This window comes from Aurantimonas marianensis (assembly GCF_024195285.1).
GTDB lineage: Bacteria > Pseudomonadota > Alphaproteobacteria > Rhizobiales > Rhizobiaceae > Aurantimonas > Aurantimonas marianensis.
The window spans coordinates 17,776-42,978 of record NZ_JALHBS010000100.1 but is presented as its reverse complement, the minus strand read 5'-3'; the positions used below and the strand labels follow the sequence as shown (position 1 = coordinate 42,978).

Here is a 25,203-nt window from a genome sequence, read left to right as displayed (position 1 = left end):
TGGAAGACGCAGAGGTCAAGCGAACCACCGTTTGGCGGTGGCGCGGCGACTGACGTCGTCCACTCAACGCTGAACGATCAATCGCGTCCCCGGCGCCAGCAGCGGCGCGAGCCGCAGCATGTCCCTGGGCGCCACCGCGACGCAGCCTTCGGTCGGCGGGTAGCCGTCCCTGGCGATGTGGAGAAAGATCGCGCTGCCGCGATGGCGGGCGCGGGCGGTTATGTTCCAGTCGAGAACCACGACGAAATCATAAAGACGATCGGCCCTCGCGAGGCTTTCGGCGCTGGCGGAAAACGGCGCGCGGACATGGCGGTTGTAGGCGGGATGGGCCGGTGCGTCGCACCACAGATCGACGCCGGGCCGCACACGGCGAATCGGCAAGCGCGCCCTGGGCCGGACCATTCGCCCGGAGCGGTGCCAGGCGGACATGAGACGCATCGACGCCACCGGGGTTGCCCCGTCACCCTCACGCTTGAAGATCGTCGTGCCGGTCCGCCCGATCGCGCACGGGACGCGCAAAGCCCCGGCTGACAGGACCCCGCGCGTTGCCGACCCCGGCGCCCGGCGGACGACAATCGTCCGGCTTTTGGCTTTCATTCGCCTTTTTTCCTGACTTTTCTTGAAATCGGCCCATTTGTGGTCACGAATTGTTACAGGGTGCCAGGCTTGGGTCGCGATTTCTTCCGGTCCTTCCCCAGGCAAGAATCGAACGGCTGGATCGCATGACCGCACGCAGCATTCTCATTGTCGACGACGACGACGACCTTCGCCAGACCCTCGCCGAGCAGCTTTCACTGCACGAGGAGTTCGCCGTCCTGCAAGAGCCGACGGCGACGAAGGGCATCAATACGGCCAGAGCCGGACTGATCGATCTCGTGGTCATGGATGTCGGCCTGCCCGACATGGACGGACGCGAGGCCGTCAAGGTTCTGCGCAAGGGCGGCTTCAAGGCACCGATCATCATCCTGACCGGCCAGGACACCGATTCCGACACGATCCTCGGCCTTGAGGCCGGCGCCAACGACTATGTCATCAAGCCCTTCCGCTTCGCCGTGCTGCTCGCCCGCATCCGCGCGCAATTGCGCCAGCACGAGCAGAGCGAAGACGCCACCTTCCAGGTCGGCCCCTACGTCTTCAAGCCGAGCCAGAAATTGCTGCTCGACGAGAACGGCGGCAAGATCCGCCTGACCGAGAAAGAGACCGCGATCATCCGCTATCTCCTACGCGCCGACCGCCGGGTCATCACCCGCGATATCCTGCTGGAAGAGGTCTGGGGCTACAATTCGGGCGTTACGACCCATACGCTCGAAACCCACGTCTATCGACTACGCCAGAAGATCGAGCCCGATCCGTCGAACGCGCGGATACTGGTCACGGAGTCCGGCGGCTACAAGCTGGTTCCCTGACGCTTCAGCGCGGTCCCGCAATGCCCTCACCCGTCTTGTGCCGGGCCGGGGGCATTGCCTCGCGCGATGGTTGGCGGATTCGGTTCGCTTTCTCTCTACCCTTCATTGAAAGGCTCCGTTAACGGTGGCGCGGGAACAGACGAGAGATCGCGACTGACCGGACCGCGCATCGGACGCTGGATCAAGGCCGTCGCGGCCGCGACGCAGCTTAGGGAAACGGTACTTCGACGAGATGAGCCTCGAAAGCGACATCGCGATCCTCAGAAACGTGCCGCTGTTCGAAGGCTTGGCGAGCGACCAGTTGCGTCTCCTCGCCTTCGGCGCCGAGCGCCGGCGCCTTTCCGCCGGGGAAATCGTCTTTCGCCAGGATGCGCAGGCGGATGCCGGCTTCGTCATCGCCTCCGGCACGGTCGTGCTCGTCAGCCAAGGCCGGGACAGGCAGAAGGCCGTCGGATCCTTTGGACCGGGGACGCTGCTCGGCGAACTCGCATTGATCACCGAGACCACCCGGCCCGCCAGCGCCAAGGCGGAGACCAGTTGCGAACTGCTCCGGATCACCCGGCCGATGTTCCGCCGTATGCTGGAGGAATATCCCGAATACGCCGCCGGACTGCACGAAAGGCTAAAGCTTCAGTTCGCCGAAATGACCCGGCAGATCCTGGCGCTCGAGGACCGGTTCTCCGGATGAAGGTCGCCGGCTACGCCGGACGGCCGCCGCCGCCCCATGGCGGATCGATCGTCAGAACGTGAAGGTCGCGGTCACCGGCACGTGGTCCGACGGGCGCTCCCAGCCTCGCGCCTCGCTGAGCACATCGATGGCCGAAAGCGCCGGCGCGAGATCGGGCGACCCCCAGACATGGTCGAGCCGACGACCGCGGTTCGACGCCGCCCAGTCCTTGGCGCGGTAGCTCCACCAGGTGAACACCGTCTCTTCCATGGGAATGTGATGGCGCATCAGGTCGACCCAGTTGCCGTCGTCCCGCGCTCTCAGCAGCCCCTCGCATTCGATCGGCGTGTGCGACACCACCTTCAACAACTGCTTATGGGACCACACGTCGGTCTCGAACGGCGCGATGTTGAGATCGCCGACAAGCAATGACGAGACGCCCGGCTCGGCCTCGGCGCCGATCAGCCGCATCTCCTCGATGAAATCGAGCTTGTGGCGGAATTTCGGATTGATCGCCGGGTCCGGCTCGTCGCCGCCGGCCGGGACGTAGAGATTATGCACCCGTACCCGGCGCTCCCCGACCCTGAGCCGCGTCGACAGGTGGCGCGCGTCGCCGATGGCGCAGAAATCCTGCCGGACGATGTCGTCAAACGGCTGTCTCGAGACGGTCGCGACGCCGTGATAACCCTTCTGACCATGGATCGCGATGTGCTCGTAGCCGAGCGTTCGGAAGGCCTTTGCGGGAAACTGGTCGTTCGGACATTTGGTCTCCTGCAGGCACAGGACGTCCGGCGCGGTCTGCTTCAAGAAGCGCTCCACCAGCGGCATGCGCAGCCGCACGGAGTTGATGTTCCACGTGGCGATCTTGAAGGACATGGCTTGGTTTCCGGCTGCGGGGACGGCACGTGCATATGGGGGCGGCCCGCCACCGGCAACCCTCATGCGGGACAGCCTGCAAACAAAAGGGCCGCCTCGGAAGGCGGCCCGCGACGATCAATGAAGGAAAACGGCGGCGTCAGTTGCCGGTCTGGCCCTGCGAAATCGCCGTATAGGGAATCGTGAACGCCGAATCCTGAATATCGCCGCCATTCTTGACGTTGTAGATCATCACCGTGGTGTCCTTGCCCTGCTGGTCGCGGATGGTCCACTGCTTGAGCTCGTTGGATTTCGGGTCGAACATCATGGTGATGCGCGAATTGCCGAACACCGACTTGTCGCCCATGACAATGGTGGTGAGATCGGGCTCTTCCTTGACACTTTGAATGTTCGCCGCCGAAAGGTCGATCCGCCGGTTCAGCAACAGCTTCAGCGGCGTCTTCGACAGGGGATAGACGTCCCAGGTGTTCAGCTTCTTGTTGTTGACCGCGACGTTGGAGCCATCGGAAATCACCCGGAGCGGCGTCCCCGAATAGTCGAAGCGCACCTTGCCGGGCCGCTCGATATAGAATTTTCCCTCGGTCTGACGGCCGTTCGGGTCGAACTGCATGAAGGTCCCGTGCATCGACGGAACGCCTGAGAAATGGTCGGCGATCTTTTGTGCCGCGGCGCTCGACTGGGCCGCCGCCGGGCCCGTCGTGAGCGGCGCAAGGACCGCGGCCGCGATCAGGGCCGATGCCGCGCCGCGAACGAGCACGGAGCGGAAGGATCGGTTGAGTGTATCGTTGTTCGCCATGGTGGTGGAGGCTTCCCTTATTGCGAAGTCTGCCCTTCGTCTCAGCGACGCAGATAGGGCGCGACGCGGATTTCGTCTCGCCCCATCATGTCGGTTCGCATCATTCCCCTCGCAATGGGGCGCGGCAATGGCGAAAACCTAACCATTTCGTCATCGGCTACATCCGGTCATCTTCCGTCGGCACCAAAATTTCGCGCTTGCCGGCGTGGTTGGCGGCACCGACGATGCCTTCCCGCTCCATCCGCTCGATGATCGAGGCGGCACGGTTGTAGCCGATCGACAGGCGCCGCTGGACATAGGAGGTCGAGGCCTTGCCGTCGCGCAGCACGATCGCCACCGCCTGATCGTAGAGGTCGGCGCCCTCGTCGACCTCCCCGCCGCCGCCGCCGCTCCCGGACGAGCCGCCATCGCCATCCTCGTCCTCGTCCTCGAGAATCGAGTCGAGATAGTCGGGCACGCCCTGGCTCTTGAGATGCGCGACGATCTGCTCGACCTCGCTGTCGTCGACGAACGGGCCGTGGACACGCTGGATACGGCCGCCGCCGGCCATGAACAGCATGTCGCCCATGCCCAGCAGCTGCTCGGCGCCCTGCTCCTGCAGGATGGTGCGGCTGTCGATCTTCGATGTCACCTGGAAGGAGATACGGGTCGGGAAATTCGCCTTGATCGTCCCGGTGATGACGTCGACGGACGGACGCTGCGTCGCCATCACCACATGGATGCCGGCGGCGCGGGCCATCTGCGCGAGACGCTGGACGGTACCTTCGATGTCCTTGCCGGCGACCATCATCAGGTCGGCCATCTCGTCGATGATCACGACGATGTAGGGCAGCGGCTCGAGATCGAATTCCTCGGTCTCGAAGATCGGCTCGCCGGTCTCGCGGTCGAAGCCGGTCTGCACCGTGCGCGAGATCGTCTCGTTCTTCTCCAGCGCGCTTTTCACGCGGGCGTTGAAGCCGTCGATGTTCCTGACGCCCACCTTCGACATCTTGCGGTAGCGGTCCTCCATCTCGCGGACCGTCCATTTCAGCGCGACGACCGCCTTTTTCGGGTCGGTCACCACCGGGGCAAGCAGGTGCGGAATGCCGTCATAGACCGACAGCTCCAGCATCTTCGGATCGATCATGATCATCCGGCATTCCTGCGGCGTCAGCCGGTAGAGCAACGACAGGATCATCGTGTTGATCGACACCGACTTACCGGAGCCGGTGGTGCCGGCGACGAGAAGATGCGGCATCTTGGCGTGGTCGGCGATCACCGGCTCCCCGCCGATGGTCTTGCCGAGGGCAAGGGCCAGCTTGCTCTTGTTCTGGGTGAAGGTCTCCGAGCCGATCATCTCGCGGAAATAGACGGTCTCGCGGCGCTGGTTCGGCAGTTCGATGCCGATGGCGTTCTTGCCGGGAATGACGGCGACGCGCGCGGCGATGGCGCTCATCGAGCGGGCGATGTCGTCGGCGAGCCCGATGACGCGCGAGGACTTGATGCCCGGCGCCGGCTCCAATTCGTAAAGCGTCACCACCGGGCCGGGACGCACCTCGATGATCTCGCCCTTGACGCCGAAGTCCTCCAGCACGCCCTCGAGCAGGCGCGCGTTCTCCTGCAGCGCTTCCGGCGACAGGGTCGAGTCGCGGCTGCGCGGCTTCGGCGGCGTCAGGAAATCGACCGAGGGCAATTCGAAGCGGACGGGATCGGCCACCGTCGTCGCCGGCTTCAGCGCGACGGCGCGCCCGGAACCACTGCGAAGCCGCTGCTGCTCGGCGGTAACCGTTGCCTGCGGGACGACCCGCACGCCAGGATCGGCCGGCAGGCGCGGTGACGTCGCGCCGCCGGATCGGTCTTGCCGCGTCTGACCGTGAGCAGCGTCGTTCCGTGCCTCTTCCTGCCTGGCGGGTCTGCGGCCGGGAAAGGCGACGATGTTGCCGGACAGGAGCCCCCGCCAGCCGCCTCCCTCGTCGGGGATCGGCGCCGCGTTGGGCGACACCCGATCGCCCGGACCGACGATCATGGCATCGTCATCGGCGAAGTCGCCGCTGACGAAATCGCGCGCCTCGCTTTCCTCCGTTTCGTCCCAAGGCATCGTTGAGCTGGCGTCAAACTCGGCGCGTTCTTCATCCGCATCCGCCCCGTAGTAGTTTTCCATGTGCTCGGGTTCGGATACGCGGATCGAGCGCCGGGCGCCGCGGTCTTGCGCCGGGTGGTGAGGTAAATCCTCCTCGTCCGACCAGTTGGCGAAACCGTCGCCGAATTCCTTCGATGCCCGTGCCTCGCGGCGGGCGGCGAGACCTCGACCAATGGCGGATTTTGCCGAATAGGCGGTATGGGCCAGTGCTCCGAAGAACAGCGCCATGCGGCCCTCGCTCTCATCCTCGTCGTCCGTCTCGACCACCGGGGCCCTGCGGCGGCCCGCGGCCGGTATCGGGCGGGGGCGATCGATCAATCCGGCGCCATTGAGGAAGAGCCAGGCCGCCGGCGCGGCGATCATCAGTGCGAGCACGATTGCGAGCAGCCCTTGCGGATAGGCGCCGGTCGCCAGTGCCGGAAATTTCAGTACGAGATCGCCGGCAACGCCGCCGAGGCCGATCGGAAGCGGCCAGCCCGAGGGCGCCGGCAGACAGCCGAGCGCGGCGGCGGCCAGCACGGTCCCGGCAACCGCATACCAGGCGCGGCGCCAGATATGGTCGATCGCATGGCCGGACAGCAAGATCAGGCCCCAGATCGCCGGCAGCATCACGAGCAGCGCGGCGCCCAGGCCGAACACCTGCATGGCGAGGTCGGCGACGATGGCGCCGGAGGGACCCGCCCAGTTCTCGACCATGTTCTGATTCGACTGGCTGAGCGAGGGGTCGCTCACACTCCACGTCGCGAAGGCGACGCCGAGATAACCCGCGATCGCGATCATCACGGCGCCGACGCCGATTTCGCCTTGCCGCCGGAGGAATGACGTTTCGCTGCCGCCTGACGCCGTGGTTGCCATCTGACCCTGCCTGTTCGTCCAACGCGGATCGTGCCTTCGAGCCGGCCCGCTGCTTGCGGCCAGACTAAGCAGCCGAGGTTAAGAGCCGTTTAAGCTTAAGACCACCTTACGATCCTGGGCATCTCGCCGTCCGATCGGGTTCGCTCTTGCCGCGGAAGGATCGTCCGCCAGTCTTACGGTTCACACGGAAAGGGAGCGACGATGGATATCCAACGCGAGGACAACGGATCGAAAGGCCGGTTCACCACTGCCAAAGGCGACAGCGAGATGACCTATGTCCGGGTGGGCGAGACCACCGTCATCTTCGATCATACCCTCGTTCCGGATCAGTATCGCGGCCAGGGGATCGCGGGGAAGCTGGTCGCCGCCGGGGTGGACTGGGCCCGGTCGGAGAAGTTGAAGGTGATTCCGCAATGCCCATTCGTCCGGTCCGCATTCGAGCGCAAGCCGGAATATCGCGATGTTCTGAAGGAATGATGGGCATTCAGCCGCGGCGGCGATGAACCTCGTGGATCCAGGGACCGCCGGGGATTTCAAAGTCACCCCCGGATTCGCCGCGACATTGTGTGGCTGTCGACGCGGTTTGGATGCCGGTGCCTCATGTTTCTGCAGGGGATTGGGGGCCGGCGCAGCTTCTGAAGAAGCCGCCCCCTCGAAAAATTTTCTCCCCACCCCCACGCCCCTCCCGCACAATGCCCTCACCGCCGGCCCACGGAACGGGCGCGAATGATCACCGGGATCGTTCGTTGGGCCAAGGGGGAGAAATCCCTGGCGGTGCGGTGTCCGCGACGGGGCTTCTTCCGGAGAAGGCCCGGCCCGGACGACCCTTTGCTCCGCCGGACCGTCCCCCACTAATGAGGGGTCTGCGGATCGGTCCGCTTGAACGCCCCCGCCAGGGGCGTGAAGAGCCGGCAGCGCACACGAACCCATGAAGAGGCGGGGTTAGCGTGTCGAAGGGTTGGTCAAACGCCGCGCGGGATGCCGGAGGCGGACCGTATTGACTTAAAACAGTCGGAGGGTTCGCCTCCGGCGTCCCGCCGCTCGTCTCGTCCGAGACGAGACGGCAACAGGGGCCCGTCAGTGAGCGGCGAAGCCGCGAAACTTAAGGACGGGACAGAGAATCGGCCCACCAGCGAGCCGCAAGGCGAGGCTTAAGGGTGGGAAAAAAATGCTGACCCCTCAGCGAGCCGTAAGGCGAAGCTTAAGGAGGGGACAGAGAATCGAAGAAGGCAGGCGCGGCGGAAGGAGGAGGAGCCACCATCGAAGAATGCATCCGCCGGCCGCGAGAGCGGTGCGGGCGCTCAGCTATGTCTCTTACCCATATGCGCCACCGCCAAATCGAAAAGGGGCGGGCGATCGCTCGCCCACCCCTTTTTCCGGCTGTATCGGCCCTGGCCGACCGCTCAGGAGTGGTAGGCCGCCTCGCCATGATAGGCGAGATCGAGGCCTTCGCGCTCCTGTTCAAGCGTCGGACGCAGACCGACGATGAGATCGACGATCTTGAAGAGGATCGCCGAGATCACGCCGCCCCAGACCAGCGTGATCAGCACGCCGACGATCTGGGCCCAGACCTGGGCGCCCATCGAGACGCCCTCGGCGAGGCCGACGCCGCCCAGCGACGAGGCGGTGAAGATGCCCGTGCCGACGGCGCCGATGATGCCGCCGATGCCGTGGATGCCGAAGACATCGAGGCTGTCGTCGTACTGGAACTTGTTCTTCACCACCGAGACGAAGAAGTAGCAGCCGGCGCTGGCGAGTCCGCCGAGGACGATCGCGCCGACCGGCCCGATCGTGCCGCAGGCCGGCGTGACGGCGACGAGACCGGCAACGATGCCGGAAGCGCCGCCGAGCATCGAGGCCTTACCGCGCATCATGGTCTCGATGATGCACCAGGTGACCAGCGCGCCCGCCGTCGCGGTAAAGGTGTTGATCATGGCCAGCACCGCGCCCGCGGTCGATTCCAGATTGGAACCGGCGTTGAAGCCGAACCAGCCGACCCACAGGATCGCGGCGCCGACCATGGTCAGCGTCATCGAATGCGGGGCCATCATGTCCTTGCCGAGACCGGTGCGCTTGCCGACGAAGAGGGACCCGACCAGCGCGGCGATACCGGCGTTGATATGCACGACGGTGCCGCCGGCGAAGTCGAGCGCGCCGACGCCGCCAGAGAGGGTCCCGTTGAAGATCAGGCCGGCGCCGTCCCAGACCATGTGCGCAATCGGGAAGTAGGCGAAGGTCAGCCACAGCACCGTGAACAGCACCACCGCCGAGAACTTGATGCGCTCGGCGAAGGCGCCGACGATCAGCGCCGGAGTGATCACCGCGAAGGTCATCTGGAAGGCGATGAACAGATATTCGGGCAAGGCCACGCCGTCGGTGAAGGTCGCGGCCGTCGAATCGACGGTCACGCCCGCGAGGAACAGCTTGCCGAGGCCGCCCCAATACGGGCTGGTGCCGCCGCCGAAGGCGAAGGAATAACCCCACACCACCCAGACGATGATGGCGATGCCGGTGATGACGGTGCACTGCATGAGCACCGACAGCATGTTCTTGGCCCGCACCAGACCGCCGTAAAACAGGGCGAGACCGGGCATGGTCATGAACAGGACCAGCAGCGTCGCGGTCATCATCCAGGCGACATCGCCCTTGTCGACCGTCGGAGCCACGGCCTCGGTGACCCCGACCGCCGCCTCGACGGCCGGCGCGGCGGCGTCCTGGGCGAAGGCCGCCGTCGCGGCGAACCCGGCCATCAGGGAGCCGGCAAATAGGAGTTGCTTGATATTCATCGGTGGTCGATCCCCTTAGAGTGCGTTCGCGTCGACTTCGCCCGTCCGGATGCGGACGGCCTGATCGATGCCGAAGACGAAGATTTTGCCGTCGCCGATCTGGCCGGTCTTGGCGGCGGTCTGGATCGCCTCGACCGCCGGCTCGACCATGTCGAGCGCCACGGCGATCTCGATCTTCAGCTTGGGCAGGAAGCTCACCGCGTATTCGGTGCCGCGATAGATTTCGGTATGGCCTTTCTGGCGGCCATAGCCCTTGACCTCGGAGACGGTGAGGCCCTGAATGCCAATGCCGGTCAACGCCTCGCGCACTTCGTCGAGCTTGAATGGCTTGATGATCGCCATCACGATTTTCATGTTCACCTCGAACCTTGGGCAGCCGCGGGAGCGCCGCCGTGTTGAGCCATCACTCGCCCGGGCTGCATGCCCGCGGCGATGACTGACCTTCAGGAATCAAGGATCGTGCCAAACGGACGTCGCGCCGCCGTTCGGTCATATTTTGCGGTGCGAAACCGCAGGGGTTGCCGACGAGGCTCGGCGATCCCCGAGGATGGGCGGGGCCTAAATGTGCGCCATAAGAGGCGGACTTGACTGAATTTTAGGCAGAAGCCGCGCGCCGAGGACGGATCAGCCCTTCCTGTGCCACCGAAGCGACCAGCGTGCCGTCGCGCGCGAACAGCGAGCCGCGGGTGAGACCTCGCGCGCCCGCCGAGGACGGGCTATCCTGCGAATAGAGCATCCAGTCCGAGACCTTCACCGGCCGGTGAAACCACATGGCATGGTCGAGGCTGGCCGCCTGGATACGCTCGTCGAACACCGACAGCCCATGCGCGAACAGCGAGGTGTCGAGCAGGGTCATGTCGGAGAGATAGGCGAGGACGGCGGCGTTCAGGTCACGGTCGTCGCCGATCGGACTGGCACAGCGTACCCAGACCTGTTGCACCGGCTCCAGCTTGTCGCGGGTCAGATAATGATCGAAGGAGACCGGACGGAATTCGATCGGCCGCGGCCGCAGCCAGTAGCGGCGGACCGGCTCGGGCGCCCGCTTCAAGATCGTCTCCTTGAGGCCGTCGCCATGCGGCAGGTCGTCCGGGCCCGGCACGTCGGGCATCGACACCTGATGATCGTGCCCGTCCTCGTCCTTCTGGAAGGAGGCCGAGAGGGAGAAGATCGCGTGACCGTGCTGGATCGCGACGACGCGCCGGGTGGTGAAGGAGCCGCCATCGCGAATCCGGTCGACGTCGTAGATGATCGGCGCGGCGGGGTCGCCCGGCCGCATGAAATAGGAATGCAGCGAATGGCAGTGGCGGTCGGCGGGCACGGTGCGCTGGGTAGCGACCAGCGCCTGGGCGATCACCTGACCGCCGAACACACGCTGCCAGCTCTGATCCGGGCTGATGCCGCGAAACAGATTTTCCTCGATGCGTTCGAGATCGAGGATATGGAGGAGCTTTTCAACGGCCTCGGTCATCCTAATCTACTCCCCAGTCGCGGGGAGCCACGCACCCCTTCGCCTTTCGCGGCGTTGCACCAATATACCGGGCGTGGTCAACCGGTTTTCGCGATCCGTACCGAGCGCCCCACGCGAGGGGCGCGAGCAAGGAGACTTCGATGTCCGACACCAGTGCCGCGACGACAGCCGCCGAGCATGTCGATATCGTCATCGCCGGAGCCGGCTATGTCGGCCTGACGACGGCGGTGGCGATCGCCGACGCCGCGCCGCATCTCAAGATCGTCCTGGTCGACGCCGCGCCCGAGGGCGTCTGGAAGAAGGACGGCCGCGCCTCCGCCGTTGCGGCCGCCGCCGTGCGAATGCTGGAGCGGCTCGGCATCTGGGAAAAGGTCAAGGACGAGGCGCAGCCGATCACTGAGATGATCGTCACCGATTCACGCACCTCCGACCCCGTCCGTCCGGTGTTTCTCACCTTTGGCGGCGAGGCCAAGTCCGGCGAGCCGTTCGCGCACATGCTGCCGAACACCGCCCTCAACGGCGCCCTGCGCGAGCGCGCGAAAACCCTCGGCATCGACATCCGGCAGGGAAAGGCGGTCTCGGGCATCGACCGGCAAATGGCGACGATCCGCGTGGCGCTCACCGGCGGCACGACCATCGACGCGCGGTTGCTGATCGCCTGCGACGGCGTCCGCTCGACGATCCGCGACATGGCCGGCATTCACACCGTCCACTGGGATTACGGCCAGTCCGGCATCGTGACGACCGTCGCCCACGAGCGCCCGCACGAGGGCCGGGCGGAGGAGCATTTCCTCCCCTCGGGCCCCTTCGCTATCCTGCCGCTCAAGGGTAACCGGTCCTCGCTGGTCTGGACCGAGCCGACCCGCGAGGCCGAGCGCCTGATCAATGCCGACGAGATGCTGTTCGAGCACGAACTCGAACAGCGCTTCGGCCACAAGCTTGGCGCGCTGACCGTGGAGGGTGGCCGTCGCGCCTTTCCATTGGGACTCACGCTGGCGCGCGATTTCGTCAAGCCGCGCATCGCGCTCGCCGGCGATGCCGCCCACGGCATCCACCCGATCGCCGGCCAGGGCCTCAATCTCGGCTTCAAGGATGCCGCGGCGCTGGCGGAGACGATCGTCGAGGCCGACCGCCTCGGCCTCGATATCGGCGCGCTCGACGTGCTGGAGACCTATCAGCGCTGGCGGCGCTTCGACACAGTCCAGATGGGCATCACCACCGATGTCCTGAACCGCCTGTTTTCCAACGACAACCCGTTCTTGCGGGCGGCCCGCAGCTTCGGGCTCGCACTGGTCGATCGCGCGCCACCGCTGAAGGACTACTTTATCGGCCAGGCTGCCGGTCTGACCCGCGGGCCGTCGCCGCGCCTCTTGCAGGGCGAGCCGATCTAGCCTTCGCTAGCGGAATCGACGCCCCTCTGGAACGATCCTGTCGCGGAGCCCGTGCGGGACAGGAAATTCTTTCTTCTCGCACCGCGACAAGGCAATCGACGCCGCCGCTGACCGGCGCGATTCGGCCTATCTATCATCGACCGAACACTGGCCCGGCCGAATGGCCCGCGTGGACCAGCGACAAGGGAGATGACAATGGCGAAGGACCACCGCGCCGGATCGAAGGTCCGGGGCGACAAGCTCCCCGCGATCCTGATGGCGAACCACCTTCTCGACGGCGATGTGGTCTTCCTGGCCGATAAGGGCTGGACCCTCGACCCGTCGAAGGCCCGCGTCGCCTTCGACGCCGAAACCGCCGAGGCGATGGACGCCGAAGGCAAAGCGGCCTTCGCGGCGAATGTCGTGGTCGATCCTTATCTCGTGCCGGTCGATCTCAAAGGCACAGGCCTTCCAGTCGCCCGTCATTTCCGCGACGCGATGCGCCAGAAGGGTCCGTCCATTCACCCGGACATGGGCAAACAGGCCGACTACCGCACGCCCGCCTGAAGGCTTTGCGAGAGGCGACAGGTCCGCGGGCCCGGCGCCGGGCATCAACTTTGAAGGATACGTTTATGTATCGCTACGACGAATTCGACGTGCGTTTCGTGCGCGAGCGGGTCGCCCAGTTCCGCAGCCAGGTGGAACGACGCCTCAACGGCTCGCTCTCCGAGGACGAATTCAAGCCGCTGCGTTTGAAGAACGGTCTCTACCTGCAGCTCCACGCCTACATGCTGCGCATCGCCGTGCCCTACGGCACGCTGAATTCCCGCCAGTTGCGCCAGCTCGCCCATATCGCCGATACCTACGACAAGGGCTACGGCCACTTCACCACCCGCCAGAATCTGCAGTTCCACTGGCCGAAGCTGAAGGACGTGCCGGAGATCCTGGATCTGCTCGCCGACGTCGAGATGCACTGCATCCAGACCTCCGGCAACTGCATCCGCAACGTGACCGCCGACCAGTTCGCCGGCGTCGCCGCCGACGAAGTGGAAGATCCCCGCCCGACCGGCGAACTCATCCGCCAGTGGTCGAGCCTGCATCCCGAATTCGGCTGGCTGCCGAGGAAGTTCAAGATCGCCGTCACCGGCGCCGAGCACGATCGCGCGGCGATCAAGGCGCATGACATCGGCCTGAAGATCAAGCGGCATCCCGAGACCGGGGAGATCGGCTACGAGGTCGTGGTCGGTGGTGGCCTCGGCCGCACGCCGATGATCGGCAAGCTGATCCGCGAGTTCCTGCCCAAAGACGAACTGCTCGCCTATCTGGAAGCGGTGATGCGCGTCTACAATTTGGAAGGCCGCCGCGACAACAAGTTCAAGGCGCGCGTGAAGATCCTCGTCCACGAGACCGGCGAGGAGGAATTCCGCCGCCGCGTCGAGGCGGAATACGCCAAGCTCGACGGGCCCACCATCAACGCGCCCGAGGAGGAGGTGGCGCGGATCGCGGCCTATTTCGCGCCGCCGGCCTACGAAGGCCTGCCGGAGGATTCCCCGGCTCTGGCGGCAGCGCGGGCAAGCGATCCCGGCCTCGACCGCTTCGTCGCGCAAAACGGCTTTGCCCATCGCCAGCCCGGCTATATCGCCCTGACCGTTTCGCTCAAGGCGATCGGCGAGGTGCCCGGCGATATGAGCGCCGATCAGATGCGCGCCTTTGCCGATATCGCCGAACGCTATTCCTTCGGCGAGTTGCGCGTCACCCACGGCCAGAACCTGGTGCTGCCGCATGTCAGGAAAGACGACGTTCCGGCCGTCTACGCGGCGCTGAAGGCGGAACGGCTGCATACGGCCAATGCCGGGCTGGTGACCGACATCATCGCCTGCCCCGGCCTCGATTACTGTGCCCTCGCCACCGCGAAATCGATCCCGATCGCGCAGGATATCGCCAGGACCTTCGCGGACGAGGCGCGCCAGCGCGAGATCGGCCCGCTGCCGATCAAGATCTCTGGCTGCATCAACGCCTGCGGCCACCACCATGTCGGCGCGATCGGCATTCTCGGGCTCGAAAAGGCCGGCAAGGAAAATTACCAGATCACCGTCGGCGGCGACGCCACCGAGAACGCCGCGCTGGGCGAACGGCTTGGCCCGGGCATCGACGCCGAGGACGTGCCGGGCGCGATCGAATCGATCGTCGAAACCTATCTCGGCGAGCGGCAAGACGGCGAGGAATTCATCGAGACGGTGCGCCGGGTCGGGTTGGAGCCGTTCAAGGCGGGCTTCACCGCGTATGTCGCCAGCCGTGAAAGCCTTCGAAAGGACGCGGCATGACACTGATCGCCGCTGCCGGCGCGAAGCCGGACGCCTACAATCGCGTTGACACCGCCGAGGCCGCCACGAAAACCGACGGCCCGGTGATCATGCCGCTGGTCGTAGCCGACGCCGTACGCGCCGTCTTGCCGGAGCTTCGCTTCGGTCTCTCGGTGCCCAACAATGCGACGATCGAGGAGATCGCCCCGCATCTCGACGCGGCGGACCTCGTCTCCGTCGAGTTCCCGGCGTTTTCCGATGGCCGTGGCCTGTCGCTGGCCAAGCGGCTGCGCCGGGCCGGCTTTAAGGGCACCCTGCGCGCGTCGGGACCGCTGATCGCCGACCAGTTCGCCGAGGCGCTGGCCTGCGGCTTCGACGAGATCGAGCTGCCCGAAACGATGGCGAACCGGCAGCCAGTCCAGCAATGGATGGCGGCCAAGGACATCGTCACCCAGCACTACCAGACCGGCTATGGCGGGGAGCGCAGCATCCTCCAGAAGCGGCTTGCCGCCCGGAGGGCCTGACGCCATGAGCGATGAGCGCAGACATCTCGCGGCCGAGCTGAATATCGGCTTCGCCGCGCTGACCCCGCTTGAGCGTCTGCGGTCCCTGGTCGAGCGCGCCGGCGGGCCTGTGGTGTTCACGACCAGCCTCGGCATCGAGGACCAGATGATCACTCATCTGATCTTTGCCAATGATCTGCCGATCCAGGTGAAGACGCTCGATACCGGCCGGCTGTTTCCCGAAACCTATACGCTCTGGCGCGAAACCGAGGAAAAATACGGCCGCCGCATCAAGGCGCTGTACCCGCAAGCGGACGCACTCGAGGCGCTGGTGAACGACCAGGGCATCGACGGATTCTACTACGCGCCGGAGTTTCGCAGGAACTGCTGCGGCGTCAGAAAGGTCGAGCCGCTGGCACGCGCGATTGCCGGCGCGGGCGGCTGGGTCACCGGCCTTCGCCGCGATCAGTCGGCCAACCGCTCGGACATGGATTTCGTCTCGTTCGACGGCGCCCGTGGTCTGATCAAGGCCAACCCGATCTTCGACTGGAGCCGCGACGCCATCGTCGCGTTCACCGCCGAGCACGGCGTCCCGGTCAACGCGTTGCACGCGAAGAATTTCCTGTCCATCGGCTGCGCGCCCTGCACCCGCGCGACCCGCCCCGGCGAGCCGGAACGGGCCGGCCGCTGGTGGTGGGAGGAAGAGACCAAGCGCGAATGCGGCCTGCATGTCGACGGGGCCGACCGCCCTGCCCGCGACGTCACCAACCGTCCCGCCAGAGCGGGCGCAGCCTTCGAGAGACTGCCGCAATGAAGCCCATGACCCATCTCCAGCGTCTCGAGGCCGAGTCCATCTTCATTCTGCGCGAGGTCGCGGCGACGGCGGAAAATCCGGTGATGCTGTATTCCATCGGCAAGGACTCGGCCGTGATGCTGCATCTTGCCATGAAGGCCTTCGCGCCCGGCAAGCCACCGTTTCCGCTCTTGCATGTCGACACGACCTGGAAGTTCCGGGAGATGATCGAGTTCCGCGATCGCCGCGCCAGGGAACTCGGCCTCGATCTCATCGTCCATATCAACCACGAGGGCGTGCGCGCCGGCATCAACCCGTTCTCGTCGGGCAGCCGCGTCCACACCGACGTGATGAAGACGGAAGCCCTGAAGCAGGCGCTCGACAAGTACAAATTCGACGCCGCCTTCGGCGGGGCCCGCCGCGACGAGGAAAAGTCGCGGGCCAAGGAACGCGTCTTCTCGCTGCGTTCGGCCGAGCATCGCTGGGATGCGAAGAACCAGCGGCCGGAGCCCTGGCGGCTGTTCAACACCCGCAAGAAGAAAGGCGAGAGCTTCCGCGTCTTCCCGCTGTCCAACTGGACCGAGCAGGACGTGTGGGATTACATCGCGCTGGAAGACATCCCCGTCGTGCCGCTGTATTTCGCCGCCCCCCGGCCCATCGTCAGACGGGACGGGGCGCTGATCATGCGCGACGACGACCGGATGGCGCTGCAGCCCGGCGAGACGATCGAGACCATGATGGTCCGCTTCCGCACGCTCGGCTGCTACCCTCTGACCGGCGCGGTGGAGTCGGAGGCTGCAACGCTCGCCGACATCATCGCCGAAATGCGCGGATCGCGCACCTCGGAGCGCCAGGGCCGGGTGATCGACCAGGATTCCGGCGCCTCGATGGAAGAGAAGAAGCAGGAAGGCTATTTCTGACATGACCAGCGCCCTGCGAGAGCGTCGCCCCGCCGAGGAAGCGGACGCCGAAACATCATTCGCCAAACCCACAATCATTGCCGGGGAAAAGCCCATGGCCGCGTCGGAACGGACGTTGGAAGCCGATCTTGCGGCACCACGGCCGCATGTCGCGCCGGCCGCCTCGCTCCTGCGCTTCATCACCTGCGGCTCCGTCGACGACGGCAAGTCGACGCTGATCGGCCGGCTGCTCTACGAGACCAATGCCGTCTTCGACGACCAGCTCGACGCATTGAAGCGCGATTCGAAGAAATTCGGCACGACCGGCGAGGATCTCGATTTCGCGCTGCTGGTCGACGGGCTGTCGGCCGAGCGCGAACAGGGCATCACCATCGATGTCGCCTATCGCTACTTCTCAACCGGCCACCGCGCCTTCATCATCGCCGACACGCCGGGCCACGAGCAATACACGCGCAACATGGCGACCGGCGCCAGCCAGGCCGAACTCGCGGTGATCCTCGTCGACGCGCGCAAGGGCATCCTGCCGCAGACGCGGCGGCACTCCTTCATCACCTCGCTGGTCGGCATCAAGAGCGTCGTCATCGCCATCAACAAGATGGATCTCGTCGATTTCGCCGAGGACCGGTACGAGGGGATCAAGCGCGACTATGAGGCGATCCTGCCGGCGCTCGGCTTCACCGACGTCTCCTTCGTTCCCGTGTCGGCGAAGAACGGCGACAACATCGCCGCGCGCTCGCCCAACATGCCGTGGTACCGGGGCGAGACGCTGCTTGAGCGGCTGGAATCCGTCACGCCGGAGACCTTCGACGCCGGATCGGCGCCGTTCCGGATGCCGGTGCAATGGGTCAACCGACCCGATCTCGATTTCCGGGGCTTTGCCGGCACCATCGCCAGCGGCAGCATCGCGGCCGGCGACCCGGTCGTCGTCCTGCCGGGGCGGCGCGAAACCCGCGTGAAGGCTGTCTGGGATCGCGACGGCGAGGTGCTGTCGGCCGCCGCCGGCGAGGCGGTGACGTTGACGCTTGCCGACGAAGTCGACGTCTCGCGCGGCGACGTGCTGGCAAGGCCGGACGATATGCTGGCGGCGGTGAAATCCGTCGCCGCCGAGATTCTGTGGATGGTCGACCGGCCGCTGGTGCCCGGCGGACGCCTCGTCGCCAAACTCGGCACCGCCTCGACGCCGGCGAGCGTACGCGGTCTCGACGCCGCGGTCGACATCCATTCCTTCGCGCCGAAACCCGCGAACGTCCTTTTGATGAACGAGATCGGCCGGGTGACGCTCGGCTTCGACCGGCCCATCGTCGCGGCGTCCTACGAGGAAAGCCGCGAATTCGGCGCGTTCATCCTGATCGACCCGCTGACCAACGAGACGTTGGCTCTCGGCGTCGTGCGGACGGTCAACGACGATGAGCCGTTGCGATCCTCGGCGGAGCCGGGCTCGACGCTGAATGAACTCAAGGCGCTCTGGCTCGGCGAGGCAGCGGATCCCGATCGCCGCGCCTCGATCTTGCGGTACCGTATGGCGGCGGCCGTGCTTTTCGGCTTTGTCGGGTTTCTGTTCGGGCTTCATCCGGGGCTGGCGATGGTTCTGGCGTTCCTGGACGTTGCCCTGCGGCCATTGCTGCGGGTTGCCTTCGGCGCGCATCAAACCCGACACACTCCCGAGGGCATGCCCGCAACGGTCAGAGACGGCGCGGGCATTTGAGGCTGCCGTTTGGGGGCCGCATGCAGCGCGTGGGCTTGCATGGCGATCGCCGGGAGGAACTGCCGCGCCACTTGGCTGCCGGTGATGTATCTCATTAAACTCGAATCGGTCCCTGGCGGTCTGCGCGACACTCACCGCCAGCCTCCTTGGCTGAGCCATCAGGAGTTGAGAATCATCGAAAGGCCAGTCTAACATCGGTTGTCTCGCCGCAACCGATAAAAGGTTGGTCACACATGAGCGGATATCGCCGCCCCGGCACGCCGGCTGACGTTGAAAGAACGCTGCGGCAGGAAGCTGGATTTGGATGCGCCAAGTGTGGACATCCGTACATCGAATACCATCATATCGTCCCGTTTAGTGAAGAAGAGCACTTCCGCGCGGCTGACATGGTCGCATTGTGTGGCAACTGCCATCCTGCAGTAGCGGGATGGGGTCGTGATCGACAATACGAGGTGAAGAAAAATCCTCACAATGCAAAATCCGGGATTGCACGCGGCGCTCTAGAATATGACAAGCGTAACCTTGTATTCAAAGTTGGTGGCAATTGGTACGAAAATACACCGACCATCTTACAGTTCCATGATATTCCAATTATATCCTGTCACCTCGAAGAGGGACAAGCGAAGATATCTCTTAATATTATGGACGACACTGGAAGGATAATACTATCAGTCAAAGACAACAATATAATATTTCGTATCAACGACTTATGGGACTTCGAGTATAGACACAATCTTGCTACTGCGCGCTATGGTGCGCGTGATGTGGCACTCAAGCTCGACTTCCGAGGTCAGGACGCCACTATCGAGGGAAAGCTCTGGCTTGGGAGTCAGCAGGCTCTCCTTCGTCATGACCACACGACCCTTCCAGGCAATAACGTATTCCGCGGCAGCCGAATAACAAACTGCGGCGTGGGTATCCAGCTGGGGAATCCCGGTGTTTCTCCTTGGGCGGCTACCAAGCGGAATCACCTCTGTCCATGTGGATCAGGGAAAAGATACAAGCATTGCCACGGGCACCCAAGAATCCTCTAGATGGTGGCGACTAGAGGGGAAATACGAGTCGGCGTAAACTAATCTCTCACCGTTAACAATCGAGCTCTCTCGCCTCGGACGGCAGCATGATCGGGATGCCTTCGCGAACCGGATAGGCGAGCTTCGCCGCCTTCGAGACAAGTTCGTTGTTCTCGCGATCGTAGACCAGGGACGTCTTGGTCAGGGGACAGACCAGAAGCTCGAGCAGCTTCGGATCGGGCCGTCCCATTTCGCGCCGTTGGGTCATCTTATCCGTCTTTCGTCTTCGCGGTCGTCGGCACCGGCAAACGCGCGGCGGCCGTCCCGTTCTATTGCAGCGTGCGCGACGAACCGTCGTCGCCGCCGTCGCGCGCCAGGGCGATCTCGGTGATGGCGACCAGCGTCTCGGCCCGCGTCTTCAAGTCCGGTGCCTCGAGCAGCGCCTGTTTCTCGGCCGCGCCGTAGGGCGACATCATGCAAAGCGCGTTGACCAGCGTCTCGTTGGAGGCTCGGGTGACGCTCTCCCAATCCGCCTCGAGCTGATTGGCCTCCAGATATTGCTTGAAGGTGCCCAGCAGCGAGTCGCGATCGACCTCGCCGGCGCCCTGTCCCAGATCGAGATCCCCGAGGAAGGCCGCCGCCCGGCACGAGCGATAGGGCGCCCGGTCGGACAACTCCTCCAGCACCCGGAAGCGCACCACACCGTGCAGGTTGATAATGTAGCGCCCGTCGCCCGATTCGCTGAGCGATGTGATCCGGCCGAGGCAGCCCACCTTGCAAAGCTCCGGCTCGCCATCGCTTCGGCGCGCCCCGTCGAGCGCCGGCTGGATCATGCCGACGATCCGCGCACCGGCCATCGCATCGTCGACCATCTGCAGGTAGCGCGGCTCAAAAACATTGAGCGGCAGCTGCCCGCCCGGCAGAAGCAGCGCGCCCGCCAGAGGAAAAAGCGGGATGACACTCGGAAGGTCCGATGCTTTCCGATAGTTGAAATTGCCGGCGTGAACCAAAGCATGTCTCCGTTGCCGACACCGAATTTGGAACGCGAACGCGCGATCTCAAGGGATGCGGCAAGAAGCAGCGGGCAAACCGGCCAGACCGCGCAGGCGGCGAAGGCGGGCGTGGCCGACCGCCCGTGCCGGGCCCGCCCGTCCGATCAGGTGAAGAGCAGCGAGGACAGCTTGCGCCGGGCATCCTTCGTCGCCGGATCGGTCGGCCCCCAGGCCTCGAAGAATTCGAGAAGTTTTTTGCGCGCGGCGTCGTCCTTGAAGGTACGATCGCGGCCGATGATCTCCAGGAGATGCCCGGCGGCCGTCGCCCGGTCGCCCTTCGCCTGAGCGATCAGGGCCAGATCGTAGCGGGCTTGGTGATCGTCCGGATTGCCCTCGATCCGCGCCTGCAGCGCCACCGGGTCGCCCAGTTGCGAAATCTCCTCGGCGAGCTTCAGCTTGGTGCGGATGGCCGCGAGCGCCGGATCCTCAGGCTTGCCGGAATCCTCGGCCGCATATCCATCGACCAGCGCCTTGGCCCGCGCCGCATCGCCGCCCGCCAGATAGCATTCGGCCAGGCCCGCGGTCGCGGCGGCGTGACCGGGCTCGTGCTGGAGGACGGCTCCGAAGAGCTGCGCGGCGCCGCCCGCGTCACCGTCGGCGAGCAGTTGCCTGGCCTGTTCGAGCGCCTGGGCGACCGGATCGTCCGCGCCGCCGTTCCGGCCTCTCGGCAAGCGGTCGATGAAGGCCTTGACCTCGCTCTCCGGCAGCGCGCCCATGAAGCCGTCGACCGGCTGACCGTCGACGAAGGCAAACACCGCCGGGATCGACTGGACCCCCAGTTGACCGGCGATGGCGGGATGGTCGTCGATGTTCATCTTGACCAGTTTGACCTTGCCGCCGGCCGCCCTCACCGCCCGCTCGATGATCGGGGTCAACTGCTTGCAAGGGCCGCACCAGGGCGCCCAGAAATCGACCAGGACAGGCTGGCGCCGGGACTCCTGGATCACATCGGCCGAGAAATTCGCCGTCGTCGTGTCCTTGACGAGATCGGCTTGTGCCGCTGACCCGCCTGCCCCCAACCCAAAGCCTTCCAGGCCCGGCGCAGCCGGCGCCTGCGGCTGGGCACTGCCCACCGTCTGGCCCGCGGGCCCGGTCGTCTGCGCGCCGTAACCGCTGAAGGAATTGCCGTAGGGATTGTCGCTCATGCCGTCTGCCCGTCGTCGTCGCCTGCCGGTGCTTCGAGGCCGATGATGAGCGGCTCGTGCCCGGTGGATTGGAAGAACGCCATCAGCGCCGATGTGGCGATGGTCGTCGTCGCCGCATTCGTCATCGGATGGCAGTTCACCATATCGTGTACCAGAAGCTGTTCATCAAGCACGACCCGAACCTGGCGCTCCGTATCGTTGATGACGCCGAAGGCGGTGACCGAGCCAGGCTCGACGCCGAGCAGCGCGCGCATCTGGTCGCCGCTGGCGAAGGACAGCCGCCCGGATGCACCGATCCGCTTGTGCAACCCCTTCAGGTCGACGGCGCGGGTCTCCTCCGCCACGACGAGGAATATCCGCCCCTTCTTGTCCTTGAGAAACAGGTTCTTGGTATGGCCGCCGGGAATCGTGCCGCGCAGCGCCCGGCTCTCTTCGACGGAATGAAGCGGCGGATGCTCGACCGTCTCGGTCCGGATGCCGAGGTCATCGAGATGGCGGATGAGGTCGGTTCGTGTCTTCATGAAAGTGGCAGATCTCAGCCCTGCTTTTTCGCCCTCCGTCCGAAGCAGGGCTTCGGCGGTTTGTCCTTGATGGTGTCATTCAGCGGCAAATGCGACCGGCACCCCAGCGATGTTGATCGACATCAACAATACGGATCGGGAAGACCGATACAAAGACATGAGCGACAATCGCCACCGAAAGGACGCCGCCATGTACAGGAAAATCATGGTCCCCGTCGATCTGAGTCATACCGACCGCCTTGAAAAGGCGTTGACCGTCGCCGCCGATCTTGCGGAACTTTATGGCTGCGCCGTCCAGTATGTGGGCGTGACGACGTCAGGGCCAGGCTCGGTCGCGCACACGCCCGAGGAGTATACAAGCAAGCTCGAAGCCTTTGGGAAAACGCAGGCCGAGAAATACAATCTCCCCCAGGAGACGACGGCGACCTATGTCAGCCACGATCCGTCTGTCGACCTGAATCGGACGCTGCTGAGAGCCGTGGAGGAGAGCGGTGCCGATCTGGTGGTCGTCGCCTCGCATGTGCCGGGGCCGCCGGAGCACATCTTCGCATCCCACGCCGGCTATATCGCCGCCCACGCCAAGATATCGGTCATGGTGGTGCGCTGATACCCGGATGAAGACAGCTATTCCGCCGGAACCACACCGGTTTCCGGCGAAAGATCGCGAGCCTCGCGCGGACGGTCGACAAACCGGTCGGCGAGCGCCGCGCCACCGACCATCGAGAGTAGCGCCAGAAGCGCCGACACCGCCAGGACCGCGCCGCCGGTGAAACCAGCGCCGATGGTGCAGCCGACGGCCAGGATGCCGCCGAAGCCCATCAGCACCGCACCGATCGTATAGCGCAGGAGCGAAGGCGTCCCCGGCTCGGCGAAGGTCTGGATGCGAAACTGCCGAAACAGCAACGCCGCGACGAAGGCGCCGAGCAGCGCGCCGGCGAGCACCCCCTGGTCGAGACCGGCAATGGCGTCCGCTTCGGTGACGAGTGCCGCCGTGGTGGCCAACGGCCGGATGAAGGAAAGGCTTTCGGCCTGGATCGGCTCGAACACCTGCTGCGAAAGCGTGTAGGTGAAATACCAGCCGGCGACGATCGTGGCGCCGACGCCGACACCGCCCGCCAGCCGCCAGACGGACGCCCTCGATGCTACGGCGAGGCCGACCGCGGCGGCCGCCAGGACAGCGCCGATGATCACGCCGGCTTCCTGACCAAGGCCCAGATGGGCGAGAGCATCGTTGCCGCCGATCGCCGCCGTGCTCCAGATTCCACCGGCGCTGTCGCGCAGCGGCACCAGAACGCCGCTATAGGTTGCCAGCCCGACGATCGCGATAACGACCGACGAATACAGCGCGCGCAGATTGCCCGTAGCAGACAAGACCAGCAGTCGCGACACGCAGCCACGCGCCAGGATCATGCCGATGCCGAACAGGACGCCGCCGATGATGGCGCCAGACAGGCTTTGGGCGGTGGCAAAGAAGCGGGTTTCGGCGACGTTCACCATGTCCAACGTCAGCAGGATCTGGACGCCGAGCACGGCCGCCGCGAAGCCCGCCGCCCAGGTCGCCAGCGCGGCGAGATCGCGTTTGCGGGTGAGATCGAGAACCGCCGAGCGCGTGCAGAAGGCGCTGCGCTGCATGAAGAAGCCGAACAGGGCGCCGATCACGGCGCCGCCGACGAGCGCCGTCTGATTCTCGCCGATCAGATCGATCAGGGGGACGAAATCCATCGCGGTGTTTCCCGAATTGCGTGTGCCCAGAACATATGCGGGAGCCGCGATCTATTCAGGCTACGGGAATTGCGCCGGCACCTCCTCACAAGGATGCCTTTTCTCCGAACATGGAGAATCTTGGATTCTCGTTTCTGACTCGTCGAAAACACGGCGGAGTCGGCATCACGCCCGGTTAGAGACAGCCGCCTCGCCGAAGGTCGCCATGCCGGAGTGGCACTCCGCCGCCGCCCTGACGATACCGGCCGCGATGGCCGCGCCTGTGCCTTCGCCGAGCCGCATGCCGAGAGCCAGGAGCGGCACCTTGCCCATCGCTTCCACCGCACGGATATGGCCCGGCTCGGCCGAGACATGGCCGAACAGGCAATGGTCGAGAGCCCTCGGGTCCATGGCGTAAAGGATCGCCGCGGCAGCGGTCGAGACGAAACCGTCGAGGATGACTGGCACCTTCTGCATGCGCCCCGCAAGAATCGCGCCGGCCATCGCGGCAATCTCGCGGCCGCCGAGGCGCCGCAGCACCTCCAGCGGGTCGGCGAGATGCCCCTTGTGATGCTCCAGCGCCGCGGCGACGACCCGCGCCTTCTTGTCGACGCCAGCCGCGTCATGGCCGGCGCCGGGGCCGGTCCAGTCGCGCGGGTCCCCGCCGAACAGCGCCGCGAATATCGCCGCCGCGATGGTGGTGTTGCCGATGCCCATTTCGCCGATGCACAGGAGATCGGGCTCGCCGGCCAGCACCTCCATGCCGAAGGCCATGGTGGCGGCGCACGTCCGCTCGTCCATCGCCGCGGCTTCCGTGATGTCCTCGGTCGGTATTTCGAGGGCGAGGTCATAGGCGGCGCAAATCTGGTTGATCGCAGCGCCCCCGGCCCCGAAATTCGCTACCATCTGCGCGGTCACTTCGGCGGGAAAGGGCGAGACTCCTTGCCGGGTCACACCGTGATTGCCGGCGAAGACCGCGACCAGCGGCCGGCGCACCGCCGGCTGACGGCCCTGCCAGGCAGCGAGCCACTCGGACAGGTCTTCCAGGCGCCCGAGCGCGCCCGCCGGCTTGGTCAGTTGCCCCTCGCGCTCGCGCTTCACCCTAACCGCCGCCTCGTCGGGCCCGGGCATCCGGCGGACGAGATCACGAATATCGTCGAAAGGCAGCCCGGTTGTGGACATCGCTCGCTCCTCGGGGTTTGCT

25 protein-coding genes are annotated in these 25,203 nt (G+C 65.3%); 12 read left to right on the top strand and 13 right to left on the bottom strand.

Going from position 1 to position 25,203, the window contains the following annotated elements; genetic code table 11:
* Positions 1-63: 63 nt before the first annotated feature.
* Positions 64-597, bottom strand: coding sequence for a L,D-transpeptidase family protein (locus MJ956_RS15680; RefSeq protein ID WP_253965379.1), 534 nt, complete (start codon positions 595-597; stop codon positions 64-66).
* A 125-nt stretch (positions 598-722) separates the two neighbouring features.
* Here MJ956_RS15680 and MJ956_RS15675 point away from each other — a divergent pair, with 125 nt between their 5' ends.
* Both MJ956_RS15675 and MJ956_RS15670 read left to right on the top strand, forming a co-directional pair.
* Positions 723-1,406 carry a response regulator transcription factor gene (locus tag MJ956_RS15675; protein WP_253965378.1) on the top strand — a complete coding sequence of 228 codons (684 nt, stop codon included), beginning with the start codon at positions 723-725 and terminating at the stop codon, positions 1,404-1,406.
* 232 nt (positions 1,407-1,638) lie between these two features.
* A complete protein-coding gene (locus MJ956_RS15670) occupies positions 1,639-2,094 on the top strand; it encodes a cyclic nucleotide-binding domain-containing protein (protein WP_253965377.1) in 456 nt (151 codons plus the stop codon).
* 51 nt (positions 2,095-2,145) lie between these two features.
* Here the strand turns inward: MJ956_RS15670 and MJ956_RS15665 are convergent, their stop codons facing one another.
* From MJ956_RS15665 to MJ956_RS15655, 3 genes are all read right to left on the bottom strand, one after another.
* The gene (locus MJ956_RS15665; RefSeq protein ID WP_253965376.1) at positions 2,146-2,949 is read right to left on the bottom strand and encodes an exodeoxyribonuclease III; all 804 of its coding nucleotides are present in this window, start codon (positions 2,947-2,949) and stop codon (positions 2,146-2,148) included.
* 139 nt (positions 2,950-3,088) lie between these two features.
* The gene (locus MJ956_RS15660; protein WP_253965375.1) at positions 3,089-3,745 is read right to left on the bottom strand and encodes an outer-membrane lipoprotein carrier protein LolA; all 657 of its coding nucleotides are present in this window, start codon (positions 3,743-3,745) and stop codon (positions 3,089-3,091) included.
* Between the two features lie 157 nt (positions 3,746-3,902).
* On the bottom strand, positions 3,903-6,719 hold the full coding sequence (locus MJ956_RS15655) for a DNA translocase FtsK (RefSeq protein WP_253965374.1): 2,817 nt from the start codon (positions 6,717-6,719) through the stop codon (positions 3,903-3,905).
* Positions 6,720-6,920: 201 nt separating this feature from the next.
* Between MJ956_RS15655 and MJ956_RS15650 the strand changes: the two genes are divergently transcribed.
* Positions 6,921-7,196 (top strand): GNAT family N-acetyltransferase, encoded by a 276-nt coding sequence (locus tag MJ956_RS15650; RefSeq protein ID WP_253965373.1) that lies wholly within the window; start codon positions 6,921-6,923, stop codon positions 7,194-7,196.
* 926 nt (positions 7,197-8,122) lie between these two features.
* On the opposite strand, the gene MJ956_RS15645 is transcribed toward MJ956_RS15650, so the two are convergent.
* The 3 genes from MJ956_RS15645 to tesB all read right to left on the bottom strand — a co-directional run bounded on the left by MJ956_RS15645 (position 8,123) and on the right by tesB (position 10,973).
* On the bottom strand, positions 8,123-9,505 hold the full coding sequence (locus tag MJ956_RS15645; RefSeq protein ID WP_253965372.1) for an ammonium transporter: 1,383 nt from the start codon (positions 9,503-9,505) through the stop codon (positions 8,123-8,125).
* A gap of 15 nt (positions 9,506-9,520) precedes the next feature.
* Positions 9,521-9,859: a P-II family nitrogen regulator gene (locus tag MJ956_RS15640; protein ID WP_253965371.1), complete on the bottom strand. Its 339-nt coding sequence runs from the start codon at positions 9,857-9,859 to the stop codon at positions 9,521-9,523.
* Positions 9,860-10,100: 241 nt separating this feature from the next.
* Entirely contained in the window at positions 10,101-10,973 is an 873-nt protein-coding gene (gene tesB, locus MJ956_RS15635) for an acyl-CoA thioesterase II (protein WP_253965370.1), read from the bottom strand.
* A gap of 140 nt (positions 10,974-11,113) precedes the next feature.
* Between tesB and MJ956_RS15630 the strand changes: the two genes are divergently transcribed.
* From MJ956_RS15630 to MJ956_RS15595, 8 genes are all read left to right on the top strand, one after another.
* Positions 11,114-12,364 (top strand): ubiquinone biosynthesis hydroxylase, encoded by a 1,251-nt coding sequence (locus tag MJ956_RS15630; protein WP_253965369.1) that lies wholly within the window; start codon positions 11,114-11,116, stop codon positions 12,362-12,364.
* A gap of 195 nt (positions 12,365-12,559) precedes the next feature.
* Complete coding sequence (locus tag MJ956_RS15625; RefSeq protein WP_253965368.1) at positions 12,560-12,910, top strand: DUF2849 domain-containing protein; 351 nt, start codon at positions 12,560-12,562, stop codon at positions 12,908-12,910.
* 65 nt (positions 12,911-12,975) lie between these two features.
* Entirely contained in the window at positions 12,976-14,667 is a 1,692-nt protein-coding gene (locus MJ956_RS15620; protein WP_253965367.1) for a nitrite/sulfite reductase, read from the top strand.
* A complete protein-coding gene (locus tag MJ956_RS15615; protein WP_253965366.1) occupies positions 14,664-15,170 on the top strand; it encodes a DUF934 domain-containing protein in 507 nt (168 codons plus the stop codon). Before MJ956_RS15620 ends, MJ956_RS15615 begins: the two co-directional genes overlap by 4 nt.
* Before the next feature lie 4 nt (positions 15,171-15,174).
* Positions 15,175-15,963 (top strand): phosphoadenylyl-sulfate reductase, encoded by a 789-nt coding sequence (locus MJ956_RS15610; RefSeq protein ID WP_253965365.1) that lies wholly within the window; start codon positions 15,175-15,177, stop codon positions 15,961-15,963.
* A complete protein-coding gene (cysD, locus tag MJ956_RS15605) occupies positions 15,960-16,862 on the top strand; it encodes a sulfate adenylyltransferase subunit CysD (RefSeq protein WP_253965364.1) in 903 nt (300 codons plus the stop codon). The genes MJ956_RS15610 and cysD overlap by 4 nt, the downstream gene beginning before the upstream one ends.
* A gap of 1 nt (position 16,863) precedes the next feature.
* Positions 16,864-18,567, top strand: a complete 1,704-nt coding sequence (gene cysN, locus MJ956_RS15600; protein ID WP_253965363.1) for a sulfate adenylyltransferase subunit CysN — start codon at positions 16,864-16,866, stop codon at positions 18,565-18,567.
* A gap of 233 nt (positions 18,568-18,800) precedes the next feature.
* Entirely contained in the window at positions 18,801-19,601 is an 801-nt protein-coding gene (locus tag MJ956_RS15595) for an SEC-C metal-binding domain-containing protein (protein WP_253965362.1), read from the top strand.
* Positions 19,602-19,653: 52 nt separating this feature from the next.
* On the opposite strand, the gene MJ956_RS15590 is transcribed toward MJ956_RS15595, so the two are convergent.
* From MJ956_RS15590 to MJ956_RS15575, 4 genes are all read right to left on the bottom strand, one after another.
* Complete coding sequence (locus tag MJ956_RS15590) at positions 19,654-19,848, bottom strand: Trm112 family protein (RefSeq protein WP_253965361.1); 195 nt, start codon at positions 19,846-19,848, stop codon at positions 19,654-19,656.
* 61 nt (positions 19,849-19,909) lie between these two features.
* Complete coding sequence (locus tag MJ956_RS15585) at positions 19,910-20,590, bottom strand: LON peptidase substrate-binding domain-containing protein (protein WP_253965360.1); 681 nt, start codon at positions 20,588-20,590, stop codon at positions 19,910-19,912.
* 146 nt (positions 20,591-20,736) lie between these two features.
* Positions 20,737-21,777, bottom strand: a complete 1,041-nt coding sequence (trxA, locus tag MJ956_RS15580; RefSeq protein WP_253965359.1) for a thioredoxin — start codon at positions 21,775-21,777, stop codon at positions 20,737-20,739.
* Positions 21,774-22,298 carry a prolyl-tRNA synthetase associated domain-containing protein gene (locus MJ956_RS15575; protein WP_253965358.1) on the bottom strand — a complete coding sequence of 175 codons (525 nt, stop codon included), beginning with the start codon at positions 22,296-22,298 and terminating at the stop codon, positions 21,774-21,776. Before MJ956_RS15575 ends, trxA begins: the two co-directional genes overlap by 4 nt.
* Before the next feature lie 190 nt (positions 22,299-22,488).
* On the opposite strand from MJ956_RS15575, the gene MJ956_RS15570 reads away from it, so the two are divergent.
* A complete protein-coding gene (locus MJ956_RS15570) occupies positions 22,489-22,905 on the top strand; it encodes a universal stress protein (protein ID WP_253965357.1) in 417 nt (138 codons plus the stop codon).
* Positions 22,906-22,922: 17 nt separating this feature from the next.
* On the opposite strand, the gene MJ956_RS15565 is transcribed toward MJ956_RS15570, so the two are convergent.
* Together MJ956_RS15565 and MJ956_RS15560 are read right to left on the bottom strand one after the other, a co-directional pair.
* Positions 22,923-24,020, bottom strand: a complete 1,098-nt coding sequence (locus tag MJ956_RS15565) for a YeeE/YedE family protein (RefSeq protein ID WP_253965356.1) — start codon at positions 24,018-24,020, stop codon at positions 22,923-22,925.
* A gap of 165 nt (positions 24,021-24,185) precedes the next feature.
* Entirely contained in the window at positions 24,186-25,181 is a 996-nt protein-coding gene (locus MJ956_RS15560; protein ID WP_253965355.1) for a nicotinate-nucleotide--dimethylbenzimidazole phosphoribosyltransferase, read from the bottom strand.
* Between the last annotated feature and the right edge of the window lie 22 nt (positions 25,182-25,203).

Bases quoted from the DNA above. Each gene is read 5' to 3' on its own strand.
- MJ956_RS15680 (WP_253965379.1), bottom strand. From the start codon at position 597: ATGAAAGCCAAAAGCCGGACGATTGTCGTCCGCCGGGCGCCGGGGTCG.
- MJ956_RS15675 (WP_253965378.1), top strand. From the start codon at position 723: ATGACCGCACGCAGCATTCTCATTGTCGACGACGACGACGACCTTCGC.
- MJ956_RS15670 (WP_253965377.1), top strand. From the start codon at position 1,639: ATGAGCCTCGAAAGCGACATCGCGATCCTCAGAAACGTGCCGCTGTTC.
- MJ956_RS15665 (WP_253965376.1), bottom strand. From the start codon at position 2,949: ATGTCCTTCAAGATCGCCACGTGGAACATCAACTCCGTGCGGCTGCGC.
- MJ956_RS15660 (WP_253965375.1), bottom strand. From the start codon at position 3,745: ATGGCGAACAACGATACACTCAACCGATCCTTCCGCTCCGTGCTCGTT.
- MJ956_RS15655 (WP_253965374.1), bottom strand. From the start codon at position 6,719: ATGGCAACCACGGCGTCAGGCGGCAGCGAAACGTCATTCCTCCGGCGG.
- MJ956_RS15650 (WP_253965373.1), top strand. From the start codon at position 6,921: ATGGATATCCAACGCGAGGACAACGGATCGAAAGGCCGGTTCACCACT.
- MJ956_RS15645 (WP_253965372.1), bottom strand. From the start codon at position 9,505: ATGAATATCAAGCAACTCCTATTTGCCGGCTCCCTGATGGCCGGGTTC.
- MJ956_RS15640 (WP_253965371.1), bottom strand. From the start codon at position 9,859: ATGAAAATCGTGATGGCGATCATCAAGCCATTCAAGCTCGACGAAGTG.
- tesB (WP_253965370.1), bottom strand. From the start codon at position 10,973: ATGACCGAGGCCGTTGAAAAGCTCCTCCATATCCTCGATCTCGAACGC.
- MJ956_RS15630 (WP_253965369.1), top strand. From the start codon at position 11,114: ATGTCCGACACCAGTGCCGCGACGACAGCCGCCGAGCATGTCGATATC.
- MJ956_RS15625 (WP_253965368.1), top strand. From the start codon at position 12,560: ATGGCGAAGGACCACCGCGCCGGATCGAAGGTCCGGGGCGACAAGCTC.
- MJ956_RS15620 (WP_253965367.1), top strand. From the start codon at position 12,976: ATGTATCGCTACGACGAATTCGACGTGCGTTTCGTGCGCGAGCGGGTC.
- MJ956_RS15615 (WP_253965366.1), top strand. From the start codon at position 14,664: ATGACACTGATCGCCGCTGCCGGCGCGAAGCCGGACGCCTACAATCGC.
- MJ956_RS15610 (WP_253965365.1), top strand. From the start codon at position 15,175: ATGAGCGATGAGCGCAGACATCTCGCGGCCGAGCTGAATATCGGCTTC.
- cysD (WP_253965364.1), top strand. From the start codon at position 15,960: ATGAAGCCCATGACCCATCTCCAGCGTCTCGAGGCCGAGTCCATCTTC.
- cysN (WP_253965363.1), top strand. From the start codon at position 16,864: ATGACCAGCGCCCTGCGAGAGCGTCGCCCCGCCGAGGAAGCGGACGCC.
- MJ956_RS15595 (WP_253965362.1), top strand. From the start codon at position 18,801: ATGAGCGGATATCGCCGCCCCGGCACGCCGGCTGACGTTGAAAGAACG.
- MJ956_RS15590 (WP_253965361.1), bottom strand. From the start codon at position 19,848: ATGACCCAACGGCGCGAAATGGGACGGCCCGATCCGAAGCTGCTCGAG.
- trxA (WP_253965359.1), bottom strand. From the start codon at position 21,777: ATGAGCGACAATCCCTACGGCAATTCCTTCAGCGGTTACGGCGCGCAG.
- MJ956_RS15575 (WP_253965358.1), bottom strand. From the start codon at position 22,298: ATGAAGACACGAACCGACCTCATCCGCCATCTCGATGACCTCGGCATC.
- MJ956_RS15570 (WP_253965357.1), top strand. From the start codon at position 22,489: ATGTACAGGAAAATCATGGTCCCCGTCGATCTGAGTCATACCGACCGC.
- MJ956_RS15565 (WP_253965356.1), bottom strand. From the start codon at position 24,020: ATGGATTTCGTCCCCCTGATCGATCTGATCGGCGAGAATCAGACGGCG.
- MJ956_RS15560 (WP_253965355.1), bottom strand. From the start codon at position 25,181: ATGTCCACAACCGGGCTGCCTTTCGACGATATTCGTGATCTCGTCCGC.